The following is a 13,394-nucleotide window of genomic DNA, read 5'->3' as shown; positions in this document are numbered from 1 at the left end:
TAAATATATATGTGTGGAATTGTTGGATATATCGGTCATAGAGACGCGTATCCTATTGTAATCAAGGGCTTAAAGCGACTTGAGTACAGAGGTTATGATAGTGCCGGTGTTATGCTGTATGACGAAGAGTCTGGCATAAAGGTTTGTAAAACAAAAGGTAAAGTTTCTGATCTTGAAGCCAAAGCAAGCGAAGGATTTACTGTTAATGGTAATATTGGTATTGGCCATACTCGTTGGGCTACACACGGTGTTCCAAACGATGTAAACTCTCATCCTCATGTTTCTAACTCTGGGGATTTAGTAATTATCCACAACGGAATTATAGAGAATTATGCTCCTCTAAAAGAAGAGTTGATCAAAAGAGGTTATACTTTTAAATCGGATACAGATACAGAGGTTTTAGTTAATTTAATAGAAGAAGTTCAGAAGAAAGAAAATATTAAATTAGGTAAAGCGGTTCAGATTGCACTTAATCAAGTGGTTGGGGCATATGCAATTGCTGTTTTTGATAAAAAAAATCCAAATGAACTTGTCGCGGCAAGATTAGGAAGTCCGTTGGCGATTGGAGTTGGAGAAGGAGAGTATTTTGTTGCTTCTGATGCGTCACCATTTATTGAATATACTTCTAATGCGGTGTATTTAGAAGATGGAGAAATGGCAAATATTAGATTGCATAAGCCTATTAAAATTAGAAAAATTAAAGATGATTCTTTGGTAGATCCTTATATTCAAGAACTTCAAATGAATTTGGAGCAGATTGAAAAAGGAGGATATGATCACTTTATGTTAAAAGAGATCTATGAGCAACCTTCAGTAATTAAAGATACGTATAGAGGAAGGCTTCATGCTAATGAGGGAATTGTTCAAATGGCCGGTGTCGAGGATAATTTGGAGAAATTCTTAAATGCAAAACGTATTCTAATTGTAGCGTGCGGTACTTCTTGGCATGCAGGTCTAGTTGCTGAATATATTTTTGAAGAGTTTACACGTATTCCTGTTGAAGTAGAATATGCTTCTGAGTTTAGATATAGAAACCCAATTATCAATAAAGACGATGTAGTTATTGCTATTTCTCAGTCTGGTGAGACTGCAGATACAATGGCGGCTATTAAGTTGGCTAAAGAGAATGGAGCTTTTGTGTTTGGTGTTTGTAATGTTGTAGGTTCTTCTATTTCTAGAGAAAGCCATGCAGGTGCTTACACGCATGCAGGGCCAGAAATTGGAGTGGCTTCTACAAAAGCGTTTACTACTCAGATTACTGTTTTAACAATGATTGCCTTGAAACTTGGAAAAGCGAAAGGAACATTGTCGAATACAGATTTCCATACTTACCTTCAGGAATTGGAAGTTATTCCTGAAAAAGTAGCAGAAGCATTAGAAACCAATGATAAAGCAAAAGAAATTGCAGCAGCTTTTAAAGATTCGCCAAATTGTCTTTATTTAGGACGTGGGTATAATTTCCCAGTTGCTTTAGAAGGTGCTTTAAAACTAAAAGAGATTTCATATATCCATGCAGAAGGATATCCGGCTGCAGAGATGAAACACGGTCCAATTGCTTTGATTGACGAACAAATGCCGGTTATTGTAATTGCTCCAAAACAAGGACATTACGATAAGATTGTAAGTAATATTCAGGAAATTAAATCAAGAAGCGGTAAAATAATCGCTGTAGTTACAAAAGGTGATATTCAAGTTCGCGAATTGGCAGATTATGTTATCGAAATTCCGGAAACTTCAGATGCATTATCTCCATTAGTAACAACAATTCCGTTGCAATTGCTTTCATATTACATTGCTGTTATGAGAGGTTGTAATGTGGATCAGCCGCGAAATTTGGCAAAATCAGTTACAGTGGAGTAATTTCTTTTTAGAAATATAAATATGTTAAAAAAGCGAGATTTAGGTCTCGCTTTTTTTTATTGTCATAATTTTTTTTCTGCTTATGTATTTTTATGAATTTTTCAATTTTTTGATAAAAATTTATATGTATGCATAGTATATTGGTTTTTCTTTTGTATTTCTTTGTTTTTATTCTAAGAAATTGAATTAACAAATAGTTAAAATATTGTAAAAAATGATATTAAATATGAATTTTATTTAACGTTTTTTTATACATATTAAAATATTTGCTTATTTTGGCTATATATACTAACGAAAAAACTAACCCAAATGAGAGTCTACTTGCTAATTATGTTGTTGTTCAGCGGAATGTCTTTTGCGCAGAATACAATTACAGGTTCGGTTACAGATGGTAACAAACAATCTATTCCTGGCGCTAATGTTGTTGTTGTCGGAGAAAACACTGGCGCGTCTACTGATTTTGATGGATCATTTAAGTTGACCACAAATTCTAAACTGCCATTTTCTATTAAAATCTCCGCAATTGGATTTGAATCAAAAACGATTAATGTTACTGCAGCAAATCAAAAAGTGAATGTAATTTTAAAAGATGAAGAAACTAAATTGGATGAAATTGTGGTTTCGGCTTCAAGAACACCTGAAAGAGTGATTGAGTCGCCGGTAACTATCGAACGTATGGGGCTTCAGGAGATTAAAAATACTACGGCAGCCACTTTCTATGACGGATTAGAAAACTTGAAAGAAGTAAATTTCAATACGAGCAGTATTTCTTTCAAGTCGGTAAATACTAGAGGTTTTGCGACTGTTGCCAATACTCGTTTTATGCAGTTGGTGGATGGAATGGATAACTCCTCTCCAGCGTTGAATTTTGTTTTAGGGAATCTTATTGGTGTTTCAGATATTGATGTGGCTAGTGTGGAGTTGCTTCCGGGTGCTTCATCAGCTCTTTATGGTGCAAATGCTTTTAACGGAATTATGTTTATGACTAGTAAAAGTCCGTTTACTAATGAAGGAATAAGTGTTTATTATAAGTATGGTCAGACTAGTCAGAATGCTGCGGGTACAAATGATTATAATGATTTCGGAATTAGAGCAGCTAAAGCTTTCACGAAACATTTTGCAATGAAAGCTAATTTTACTTACATGGAAGCTAGCGAGTGGATTGCGAATGATACTAGAAGTATGACTGGGGGTTCTGTTGGACATGCAATGAATCAAAATTACGACGGTTTGAATATCTATGGTGACGAGGTTACTACTTTTATTCCTAATGTTGGTCAGGTGAGTAGAACAGGATACCGTGAGCAAGACTTGACAGATAATAAAGTGCAGAGCATGAAAGCTGATTTTAGTGCTCATATTAAACCTTGGGCTAATGACACAGAATTTATTTTACAATATAAGATAGGTACGGGAAGTACTATTTATCAGGGAGCAAATAGATATGCTTTGAAAGATTTCTTAATGCAGCAAGGAAAGTTTGAAGTAAAGGGGAAAAACTTTTTTGGGCGAGTGTATTTTACAAGTGAAGATGCAGGTAATTCTTACGATATGAGATTTGCGGCGTGGAATGTGAACAGAGCAGCAAAATCAGATCAAGAATGGTTTACGAATTATGCAACGGCATATCAGTATGCTGGTGCGGTTATGGGAACTAATGCTAATGAATCTGCTGCTATAGCAAGAAACTTTGCAGATTATAACGTACTGCCTGCGCAGATTTCTTTTATTCCAAAACCAACAGGTTCAGCAAGATTTGAGCCGGGCTCTGCGCAATTTAATAATGCTTTAAGTAATGTAGTAGCAAATCCTGATTTGACACAAGGTGCTAAATTTATCGACCATTCCAAATTATATCATTCAGATGTGAATTATAATTTTAGAGATGTAATAAAATGGGCAGAAGTTCAAGTTGGAGGTTCTTGGAGAAAATATGTAATGGATTCTGAGGGAACCATTTTTACAGATTATGATGGGCCAATTGAATATAAAGAATACGGTGCGTATGCACAGTTGCAGAAAAAATTCTTAGACGACAGATTAAAGTTTACAGGATCTTTGCGTTATGATAAAAGCCAGAATTTTGATGGAAATATTTCGCCAAGAGTGTCTTTTGTGTATTCTGCAGGAGCTTCAAAAAATCATAATTTCAGGTTGTCTTATCAGACAGGTTTCCGCAATCCAACTACACAAGATCAATATATTGGTTTAGATTTAGGTCCTTTTGCATTGATTGGGTCTGCACCTGAGAATTTAGATCGTTTTCAAGAAACAGTAAATGTTAGTGCGGCAGGACAGGCGGCAGGACAGCCAGCGACTATTGGAATGTCTGGACAAAATGCTTATCGTAATGCTTATACAGTAGCTTCGGTTCAGGCTTTTGCGGCTTCTTCTAATCCGGCTAGTCTTCAAGTTGCTGATATTGGTTTGGTAAAACCAGAGCAGGTTCAAGCTTTTGAAGCGGGATATCGTACTGTGGTTCAAAATGATTTATCAGTAGATTTAAATGCTTATTATAATATTTATAATGACTTTATGAATACGGCAAGAGTTATTTCTCCTTACTATGGAACAGTTGGGACAGATCCGACAAATCCTGCAGTGCAGCAGAGTTATCAAGCATTGGCGTTTGGTGATAGAAGAGTGTATCAGGTTTATACTAATACAACGGCTCAGATTTCTTCTTTTGGTTTTGGAGTAGGTCTGTCTAAGAAAGTTTATAAAGATTTTGAGGTAGGAGCGAATTATAATTATGCCCAATTTAATTTCAATCAGGAAGATGATCCAGATTTCGTTGCGGGTTTCAATACGCCAAAACATAGAATTAAAGCTTCTTTAGGAAATGCAAAAGTGATTAAAAACTTAGGTTTCAATGTTAATGTGAGATGGAATTCTGAGTACTTATGGGAGTCTTCTTTTGGAGATGGTATGATTCCTGAAAATACAGTTCTTGATGCTCAGATAAATTATGCTCTTCCAAAATTAAAATCGGTTATTAAAGTAGGAGCAACAAATCTTTTTGGATCTGATTATCTTCAGGTAATTGGAGCAGGTATGATTGGTCAGATGTGGTTTGCTTCTTGGACAATTAATCCGTAATGATAATTGATTGATAGGAGAAATGTGGTAATAATTTAAAAATGAATTAAGATGAAAAAAAATATAAAATGGCTGCTTTTGGTTTCTTTAACCATTATGGCTTCGTGTAATAATGATGATAATGATGCGCCTGTTGAAGTGCCAATTGTTCCGGGCTCAGCAGTTTTTACAAAATATATTGCTTTAGGAGACTCTTTTGCGGCTGGTTATAGCGATAATGCACTGTTTAAAAAAGGACAGGAGAATTCCTATCCAAATATTTTGTCTCAGCAATTTGCTGCAGCTGGAGGAGGGGCTTTCACACAGCCACTTATGAACGATAATATTGGCGGTTTATTGCTAGGGGGAAATGTAATCGCTGGTACACGTTTGTATTTTGATGGTCCAACTCAGACGCCTGTAAATGTAACAGGAAAACCAACTACAGAAGTTACGGCTCATTTAACAGGTTCATTTAATAATTTAGGTGTTCCAGGAGCAAAAAGTTTTCACTTAGTGGCTGCAAATTATGGTAATGTTGCTGGTGTTGCGGCTGGTGCATCAAATCCTTATTTTGCAAGATTCGCCAGTACATCTTCAGCAACCGTTTTGGCTGATGCTCTGGCTCAGGATCCAACTTTTTTCTCTTTGTTTATTGGAGGAAATGATGTTTTAGCATATGCAACTTCTGGAGGAACAGGAAAAGATCAAACAGGAAATGTAAATCCGGCTACTTATGGAAGTAATGATATTACAGATCCATCGGTTTTTGCATCAGTATACGGTAATTTAGTTACTGCTTTAACGGCAAAAGGAGCAAAAGGAGTTGTGGCAAATTTACCATACATTACAGCTTTGCCTCATTTTACAACGGTTCCTTATAATCCTTTAACAGCTAAAGTTATAGGGAAGAATAATGAAGCTGTGGGTGTTGCGACTATAAAAGCACTTAATGCACAGTTGTATGGTCCGTTGAAACAAGCGCTTACTGCTTTTAGTGCTGGTGATAGAATTAATCTGCTTTCTGAAACAGGAGCAAGCCCTTTGTTGATTAAAGATGAAACTTTGACTAACTTATCTGCGCAATTAACCGCTGCGTTTACACCTACATTAGGAGCGCAGAACGCTGCTTTTTATGGTGCTGTTTTTGGACAGGCTAGACAAGCTAAATCTACTGATTTAGTAGTGTTGACAACCAGGGCAGATATTGGTACAGCTCCAACAGCGGCAAATTCAGGAATTGGAATTGCTCCGCCGGCACCTTTAAATGCATTTGGAATATCGTATCCTCTACAAGATAAACATATATTAATTCCAACTGAAATTGCAGAGGTTAAAAAAGCGACCGATGCTTATAATGTGACAATTGAAGCCGTTGCTAAAGAAAAAGGATTGGCATTTGTCGATACGAAGGCAACTTTAACGCAATTGGCAAATGGAGGAATTAGGTTTGGGAATTTTACAATGAGTTCTTCTTTTGCAACAGGTGGTGCTTTTTCTTTAGATGGAGTACATCCAAGTGCTAGAGGGTATGGTTTGATAGCTAACATCTTTATAGATGCTATCAATGCGAAATATAGTTCGACACTGCGTCATGTTGATTTAGGAATTTATCCAATCCAATATCCGGCTACTCTGCCATAATAAATATTTTTTTTAGTAGAATAAACCGCTGATTTTATAAAATGAAGCGGTTTTTTCTTTTATTAAAAAAAATGCTGTTTTTGTTATTTTTTGGGTCAGTTTTATGAATCAAACAAAATCATGCTATTTTTTATGAAAAAAAAATTGATTTTATATTTTAAAAAATTATCTTTGCGCTCTGAAAAAAGAGGTATTTTCGATAAACCTAAATAGCTATTTAATAAATACATAAGTAATGTCAAAAGTAATAGGAAAAGTTGCTCAAATCATTGGACCAGTAGTAGACGTAGTTTTCAACGGTAAAGATGTTGAACTTCCAAAAATTTATGATTCTCTAGAAGTCACTAAAAAAGATGGAACTATTTTAGTTCTAGAAGTACAATCTCATATTGGTGAAAACACTGTTCGTACCATTTCTATGGATTCAACAGATGGTTTAAGCAGAGGATATGAGGTAGTTGGAACTGGAAATCCAATCCAAATGCCAATAGGTCCAGACGTATATGGACGTTTATTTAATGTTGTTGGAGATGCCATTGACGGTTTAGGTGATTTACCAAAAACTGGAGAAAACGGTTTGCCAATTCACAGACAAGCTCCAAAATTCGAAGATTTATCAACTTCATCTGAAGTTTTATTTACAGGTATCAAAGTAATCGATTTGATCGAGCCTTACGCAAAAGGAGGTAAAATTGGATTGTTCGGTGGTGCTGGTGTTGGTAAAACAGTATTGATTCAGGAGTTGATCAACAATATTGCAAAAGGTCACGGTGGACTTTCAGTATTCGCTGGAGTAGGTGAAAGAACACGTGAAGGAAATGACTTGCTTCGTGAGATGTTAGAGTCAGGAATTATTAAATATGGTGAAGATTTCATGCACTCTATGGAAAATGGAGGATGGGATTTGTCTAAAGTAGATATGCCAGGAATGAGAGAGTCTAAAGCTACTTTCGTTTTTGGACAAATGAATGAGCCACCTGGAGCTCGTGCACGTGTGGCACTTTCAGGATTATCTATCGCTGAGTATTTCCGTGATGGAGCTGGATCTGATCAAGGAAAAGATGTATTATTCTTCGTTGATAACATCTTCCGTTTTACTCAAGCAGGTTCTGAGGTATCAGCACTTTTAGGACGTATGCCATCTGCGGTAGGTTACCAACCAACATTAGCAACTGAGATGGGTGCAATGCAAGAGCGTATTACATCTACAAATAAAGGATCTATTACATCTGTACAGGCGGTTTACGTTCCTGCGGATGACTTAACTGACCCGGCGCCGGCTACAACTTTCGCGCACTTAGATGCTACAACTGTATTGTCTCGTAAAATTGCTGAGTTAGGTATCTATCCAGCGGTTGACCCGTTAGATTCTACTTCAAGAATTTTGACTCCTCATATTTTAGGTGATGAGCATTACAACTGTGCACAAAGAGTTAAAGAAATTCTTCAAAAATACAAACAATTACAAGATATTATCGCGATTCTTGGTATGGAAGAGTTATCTGAAGAAGATAAATTATCTGTTTCTAGAGCACGTCGTGTACAACGTTTCTTGTCTCAGCCATTCCACGTTGCGGAGCAGTTTACAGGTATCCCAGGTGTATTAGTTGATATTAAAGATACTATCAAAGGATTTAACATGATTATCGATGGTGAGTTAGACCACCTTCCAGAAGCAGCTTTCAACTTGAAAGGATCTATTCAAGATGCAATTGAAGCTGGAGAGAAAATGTTAGCTGAAGCATAAAAATAAAGTTAAAAGTTAGAAGTTAAAGGTTATACGTTTCGTAACTTTTAACTTTTAACAAATAACTTCTAACTTAAAAAATATGATTTTAGAAATAGTATCACCAGAAGCTAAATTATTTTCAGGAGAAGTAACTTCGGTTACTTTGCCAGGAGTTGATGGAAGCTTTCAGATTTTGAATCATCACGCGCCGATTGTTTCTATCTTAGAAAAAGGAACAATTAAAATTGCAGCTCCAAGCTTCAGTTTTTCTAAGGAAGCAGCGGATCAATTCACGAAAGTAAATGACCAAACCTATACTTTAGAGATTAAGTCAGGAACTATCGAAATGAAAAACAATAAAATAATTGTTTTAGTTGATTAAGACAGTTTTAGAATAAGTTAAAAGCCAGACAGTATTTGTCTGGCTTTTTTTATTTTTCTATTTTTGAAGTATTAAAATCTCTTTATAAAATATTGATACAGTGATAAAAGCTCAGTAAGCTTTTGTCTTTTCGCTTTATTAGTTTGATAAAGCGCAACTTATTTATGTCAAATTTTATGAAGAATACTTATGAAAAGTAAATCAAAAATCGCTGTTCTTGGCGGTGGTGGAAAAACTGGAAATTATATTGTAAACCAGTTATTAATGGAGGGATTTAGTATAAAACTTCTGCTTAGAAACCCTGAAAAAATCGAAATAGAGAATGATAAAATTGAAATCATCAAAGGGGATGCTCTCCATTTTGAAAACATAAAATCGTTATTAAAAGATTCCGATGCTGTTTTGAGTACTATCGGTCAAAGAAAAGACGAACCTTTAGTGGCAAGTGAAGTAACCAATCATATTTTGAAAGCAATGAATGAATTCGGAATTGATCGCTATGTTTTACTGGCAGGCCTGAATATTGATACTCCTTTTGATAAGAAAAGCCCAAAAACGATTATGGCAACAGATTGGATGAAATCTAATTTTCCAATTATTCAGGAAGATCGTCAAAAAGCATATCGACTTTTAGAAGAAAGCAATGTCAATTGGACACAAGTTCGTGTTCCTTTTATTGAATTTACGGACAATAGTTCTGAAATAAAGGTTAATCTGGAAGATTGTATAGGAGATAGAATTACTGCTTTAGATATTTCAAAGTTTATGATTAAAGAAATGATGGAATCTAAATACAGTAGAAAATCGCCATTTATTAGTAATCTATAAAGAGTTAATTTAAAGGCAGCGGATCGAATTGATCCGCTGTTTGTTTTTTAATTGAAATGAAGAAAGCAATTGCCTATTCGTCTTCCTTTACATATTCCATAATATCTCCGGGCTGACATTCTAGAATTTCACAGATCAGCTCTAAAGTTGAAAACCGAATCGCTTTTGCTTTTCCAGTTTTCAAAATAGAAAGATTTGCCGTTGTAATGCCGATCCGTTCTGCTAATTCATTGGATCGCATTTTTCTTTTAGCAAGCATTACGTCAAGATTTACAATGATGGGCATAATTTATATTGTTAATTCGTTTTCGTTTTGAAGATCATATCCATAGCTTAATAATTTTGCCAAAACTATTAAACAAAGGCCTAGAAAAAGCATTTGCCAGTTGTACTCAACATAAGTGCTGAGACTCATAAAATGAAATTCTGAATTTCCAATTGATGGAATGTAATGATAATATCTTATAGTTGATAAATATTGAGTTATTATTTTGCTGATCAAGATGGTGATAATTTGAAATGCTATAAACGAATATCCTATGTTTCGAATTCTCTTGTTTAGTAATTGGTCAAATGCAAAGTTAGTTCTTAGCTGTTTAAACAACCTCATAAGCTGATAGCTGATAAATAATGCTAAAAGCAATGACAAATAGGTTTGTGCAAATAAAATAGCTTTAAAAAAGTAATTTTTGGGATTAATAATGACATTTAAATTATCTGAAGCTTGAGGATCTATATTGTAAAATTCCTTTTTAATTTTATAATCTTCATTGTTGAAATTATAAACCTCAAAATTATTGATCTGATAGTTTTTTTCTAGTTTCTTATCGTTTTTTATTCCGTTAAAAGTACCATTGAATTCTGAATTCTTTGATTTTGAAGTTAATCCAAACATCCCTTTGTCTTTGTAAATAATAGTGGTGTCTGGAATAGTTAATTGTATTTGGGTTTTTATTTGGTATCCTCTTGAATGATGCACTGTGGGGCTATAGCTTCCTAAATTGCCATCTGGAATACATTCAAAAATTAAGGCAAATAGTAAAGAAAGCTGGCAAACGCGAAAACTTAATCGCGAGATAATATAAAGTACAGTAACTAATTTGTTGTTGTTTTTCATAACGCTTTAAATTTTAATAGGATGTAAATATATTAAAATTATCGAAAAACAATAATAAATAATTAAAAAACAATATTTTTAAGTTCCTCTTAGCTATTAAAAAAAATGTAAATATGATTTCGATTAGAATTGAACAGAGAATATATTGTGGAATTGGATAGTAATGGCTGATTTTAGACTTTGATTTATAGTTAACTATATAACTTGATAGCTTTGTTGTTTTTGAAGCTCTATTATTGGAAAAAGAGGTTATGGTAAAGAATGAAGCAATAAAGCACTGTCTTTACTATTTTTAATTTCTATTTTTTTAGATTTTTTATTGATTTAAAAATTTTTTTCTCTCTCAAGTATTGATTTTACAGGGTTTTAAAAAAAAGTTTAATTTTTTTTGTAACGTTTTGATTGTTTGTTCACTTACGAGTCGTAATCAAATAAATCAAAAACAATTATGAAAACAACATCAATTTCAACCAGCGAAAAAATATTCAATTTTGTATTTATCTTTTTAGCTTCTGCGGGATTAGGATATTCTCTAATGAATCAATTTATTTTAGACAAACCAAATAAAGAGCTGCTTCTTATTATGATCTGTTTGTTCGTTGCTTCAATGGCTTCTTGGCAGAGAAAGAAATACAACAAATAAGAAATCGTGTTCAATCATCAATCAAATCAAAATAGTCAATCAAATAATTAATCATTATCAATCAAAATCAATAATCAAAATGAAAAACTTATTTACATCAGCAATCGCAGCAATCGCCTTAGTTTTTAGTGGAACAGTAGAGGCACAGAAAAAAACAACGAAACTTGAAAATTCTCTTTTATGGGAAGTCTCAGGAAACGGATTAACAAAACCATCTTACTTATATGGAACAATTCATTCTATTTGTCCAACAGATTATTTTTTATCAGAAAAAACGAAGAAAGCATTTCAAAAATCAGAAAAATTAATTGTGGAAATCAATTTTTCTGACCCAAATGAACTTACAGATGCTCAAAATTTAGCAGTATCTTCAGTGCCTTTAAGTAAAAAATTAGCGCCAGAACAATTCTCAAAATTAGATGCGATTTTACAAAAATCTACAGGGTTAAAAGCGCAGCAAGTTGATAATTACAGTTTGGCAACAGTAATGAGTTTAATTTCGATGAAAACATTTGATTGCGAAACTTTAAAATCATATGAATCGGATTTTATGGAGATGGCAAAAAACGAAGATAAAAGTATTATGGGTTTTGAAACGGTAAAAAGCCAAATTAGTATGTTGTCAAATGCTTATTCCGATTCTGAACTGATTGCAATGCTTAACAATTTAAGCAAAGAAGAAACCAAGAAAATGATTCAGGATTATAAGAATGAAAACTTGCTTAATCTTTACGGCGATATAGCAGGAGAAAATGCAATGAGTAAAGTTGCTAAAAAGTGGATACTTGATGATAGAAATAAAAATTGGGTTAATAAAATGTCTGGACTAATGAAAAATGAAAGTTTATTTGTGGCAGTTGGATCAGGACATTTGGCAGGAGATGAAGGAGTTATTAATTTGTTAAGAAAAACAGGGTATATTGTAAAACCAATAATGAATTAGAACTATTTTGAAAGAGAAAGAAAAAGAGTTTTTAAACCGGATAGAAAGTCACAAAGGTATTTTGTACAAGGTCTCGAAAATGTACATGGACAATCATGACGATCAGCAGGATCTGTTTCAGGAAATTGTCTGCCAGCTTTGGAAATCGTATGAAACATTTCGAAACGAAAGCCAGTTTTCGACTTGGATGTATCGTGTGGCTGTTAATACAGCGATTGTTTTCCTGCGAAAAGAAAAACGAAAGGTGGACAAATACGAAATTGCTTCGGAGAATATTAAAGATGATGAGGGGGATTCGCATATAAAAGAAAGCCAGCTGGATCATTTTTATAAAGCGGTTCAAAAGCTCGAAAAAATTGATAAAGCCATTATTTTTTATCAATTGGAAGGTTTCTCCCATAAAGAAATTGGCGAAAATCTTGGGATTTCTGAAGGGAATGCCAGAGTAAAATTAAACAGAGCAAAAGAAAAACTAAAAGAAATAATTAAAAATCAAGGATATGGATTTTAACGATATACAAAACGCATGGAATAACGAAAAGAATGATGTTGTTCTTCCTGATAATTTAGAAAAAATTAATTCGGTGAATACACCTTTGGATAAAATTAAAAAGAATTTAAAAAAAGAATTTATTGTTCAAATAATTTCATTGATTTTTGTCGGGGTAGTTCCGTTACTGATCGATTTGAACTATGGTTTTTTTCTTGCCTACTATTTGCTGTATGCAGTTTCAATACTAATCTCAGTTGCATTTACAATACGATTATATATTTATTATAAAAATTTTACAAATGTTGCAGCAACAACTAAAGATAATTTATATGAAATATACTATAATATAATGTTGTTTATGGAGACCTATAAATCTGCTAGTTATAGTTTTTTTCCTTTTGGATTGTTTTATATGTTTTTATTGCCTTTGGGTAAAAAATCTGGAAAACTGTTGAATCTTGTCTTAAATTCAAATCAAGAGTATGTCGCTGCAATTTTTATATTGATAGTATTTGCATTTATGATTTTGATGTGGTTTATGACTGAAGGGCATGTAAAATTATTTTATGGAAAATATGCCAAAGAGATTAGAAAAGTAATTGACGAATTAAAGGAAGAATAAAAAATAGAAAACCCATCATATAATTGATGGGTTTTTTATTGTAGAGAATAATCTA

At 33.6% G+C, this 13,394-nt stretch carries 12 protein-coding genes; 10 read left to right on the top strand and 2 right to left on the bottom strand.

Features of this window, described 5'->3' with window-relative positions:
* Positions 1 to 9 precede the first annotated feature (9 nt).
* The 6 genes from glmS (at position 10) to P2W65_RS04180 (ending at position 9,521) form a co-directional block, all read left to right on the top strand.
* Positions 10 to 1,860 carry a glutamine--fructose-6-phosphate transaminase (isomerizing) gene (glmS, locus tag P2W65_RS04205; RefSeq protein WP_289663717.1) on the top strand — a complete coding sequence of 617 codons (1,851 nt, stop codon included), beginning with the start codon at positions 10 to 12 and terminating at the stop codon, positions 1,858 to 1,860.
* Positions 1,861 to 2,169: 309 nt separating this feature from the next.
* Positions 2,170 to 4,959 carry a TonB-dependent receptor gene (locus P2W65_RS04200; RefSeq protein ID WP_289663716.1) on the top strand — a complete coding sequence of 930 codons (2,790 nt, stop codon included), beginning with the start codon at positions 2,170 to 2,172 and terminating at the stop codon, positions 4,957 to 4,959.
* Positions 4,960 to 5,010: 51 nt separating this feature from the next.
* Entirely contained in the window at positions 5,011 to 6,582 is a 1,572-nt protein-coding gene (locus tag P2W65_RS04195) for an SGNH/GDSL hydrolase family protein (protein WP_289663715.1), read from the top strand.
* A 235-nt stretch (positions 6,583 to 6,817) separates the two neighbouring features.
* Entirely contained in the window at positions 6,818 to 8,329 is a 1,512-nt protein-coding gene (gene atpD, locus P2W65_RS04190; RefSeq protein WP_289663714.1) for a F0F1 ATP synthase subunit beta, read from the top strand.
* An 82-nt stretch (positions 8,330 to 8,411) separates the two neighbouring features.
* The gene (locus P2W65_RS04185; protein ID WP_109191010.1) at positions 8,412 to 8,693 is read left to right on the top strand and encodes a FoF1 ATP synthase subunit delta/epsilon; all 282 of its coding nucleotides are present in this window, start codon (positions 8,412 to 8,414) and stop codon (positions 8,691 to 8,693) included.
* A 189-nt stretch (positions 8,694 to 8,882) separates the two neighbouring features.
* On the top strand, positions 8,883 to 9,521 hold the full coding sequence (locus P2W65_RS04180) for an NAD(P)-dependent oxidoreductase (protein WP_289663713.1): 639 nt from the start codon (positions 8,883 to 8,885) through the stop codon (positions 9,519 to 9,521).
* Between the two features lie 73 nt (positions 9,522 to 9,594).
* Here P2W65_RS04180 and P2W65_RS04175 read toward each other — a convergent pair whose 3' ends face one another.
* On the bottom strand, positions 9,595 to 9,807 hold the full coding sequence (locus P2W65_RS04175; protein ID WP_289663712.1) for a helix-turn-helix domain-containing protein: 213 nt from the start codon (positions 9,805 to 9,807) through the stop codon (positions 9,595 to 9,597).
* 3 nt (positions 9,808 to 9,810) lie between these two features.
* Entirely contained in the window at positions 9,811 to 10,638 is an 828-nt protein-coding gene (locus P2W65_RS04170) for a DUF2975 domain-containing protein (RefSeq protein WP_289663711.1), read from the bottom strand.
* Positions 10,639 to 11,086: 448 nt separating this feature from the next.
* Between P2W65_RS04170 and P2W65_RS04165 the strand changes: the two genes are divergently transcribed.
* The 4 genes from P2W65_RS04165 (at position 11,087) to P2W65_RS04150 (ending at position 13,339) form a co-directional block, all read left to right on the top strand.
* The gene (locus P2W65_RS04165; RefSeq protein ID WP_289663710.1) at positions 11,087 to 11,281 is read left to right on the top strand and encodes a hypothetical protein; all 195 of its coding nucleotides are present in this window, start codon (positions 11,087 to 11,089) and stop codon (positions 11,279 to 11,281) included.
* A gap of 79 nt (positions 11,282 to 11,360) precedes the next feature.
* Complete coding sequence (locus P2W65_RS04160) at positions 11,361 to 12,224, top strand: TraB/GumN family protein (RefSeq protein ID WP_289663709.1); 864 nt, start codon at positions 11,361 to 11,363, stop codon at positions 12,222 to 12,224.
* A 79-nt stretch (positions 12,225 to 12,303) separates the two neighbouring features.
* The gene (locus P2W65_RS04155; protein WP_434783357.1) at positions 12,304 to 12,735 is read left to right on the top strand and encodes an RNA polymerase sigma factor; all 432 of its coding nucleotides are present in this window, start codon (positions 12,304 to 12,306) and stop codon (positions 12,733 to 12,735) included.
* Entirely contained in the window at positions 12,725 to 13,339 is a 615-nt protein-coding gene (locus tag P2W65_RS04150; RefSeq protein WP_289663707.1) for a hypothetical protein, read from the top strand. The genes P2W65_RS04155 and P2W65_RS04150 overlap by 11 nt, the downstream gene beginning before the upstream one ends.
* The last annotated feature ends 55 nt before the right edge of the window (positions 13,340 to 13,394 follow it).

The sequence above is a fragment of the Flavobacterium panacagri genome, assembly GCF_030378165.1.
Classification (GTDB): Bacteria; Bacteroidota; Bacteroidia; order Flavobacteriales; family Flavobacteriaceae; genus Flavobacterium; species Flavobacterium panacagri.
This window is presented reverse-complemented; position numbering and strand designations above follow the sequence as displayed.

Excerpts from the sequence above, each read along its gene's own strand:
- P2W65_RS04155 (WP_434783357.1), top strand. The coding sequence starts at position 12,304 with ATGTACATGGACAATCATGACGATCAGCAGGATCTGTTTCAGGAAATT.
- P2W65_RS04160 (WP_289663709.1), top strand. The coding sequence starts at position 11,361 with ATGAAAAACTTATTTACATCAGCAATCGCAGCAATCGCCTTAGTTTTT.
- P2W65_RS04170 (WP_289663711.1), bottom strand. The coding sequence starts at position 10,638 with ATGAAAAACAACAACAAATTAGTTACTGTACTTTATATTATCTCGCGA.
- atpD (WP_289663714.1), top strand. The coding sequence starts at position 6,818 with ATGTCAAAAGTAATAGGAAAAGTTGCTCAAATCATTGGACCAGTAGTA.
- P2W65_RS04175 (WP_289663712.1), bottom strand. The coding sequence starts at position 9,807 with ATGCCCATCATTGTAAATCTTGACGTAATGCTTGCTAAAAGAAAAATG.
- P2W65_RS04165 (WP_289663710.1), top strand. The coding sequence starts at position 11,087 with ATGAAAACAACATCAATTTCAACCAGCGAAAAAATATTCAATTTTGTA.
- glmS (WP_289663717.1), top strand. The coding sequence starts at position 10 with ATGTGTGGAATTGTTGGATATATCGGTCATAGAGACGCGTATCCTATT.
- P2W65_RS04150 (WP_289663707.1), top strand. The coding sequence starts at position 12,725 with ATGGATTTTAACGATATACAAAACGCATGGAATAACGAAAAGAATGAT.
- P2W65_RS04180 (WP_289663713.1), top strand. The coding sequence starts at position 8,883 with ATGAAAAGTAAATCAAAAATCGCTGTTCTTGGCGGTGGTGGAAAAACT.
- P2W65_RS04200 (WP_289663716.1), top strand. The coding sequence starts at position 2,170 with ATGAGAGTCTACTTGCTAATTATGTTGTTGTTCAGCGGAATGTCTTTT.
- P2W65_RS04185 (WP_109191010.1), top strand. The coding sequence starts at position 8,412 with ATGATTTTAGAAATAGTATCACCAGAAGCTAAATTATTTTCAGGAGAA.
- P2W65_RS04195 (WP_289663715.1), top strand. The coding sequence starts at position 5,011 with ATGAAAAAAAATATAAAATGGCTGCTTTTGGTTTCTTTAACCATTATG.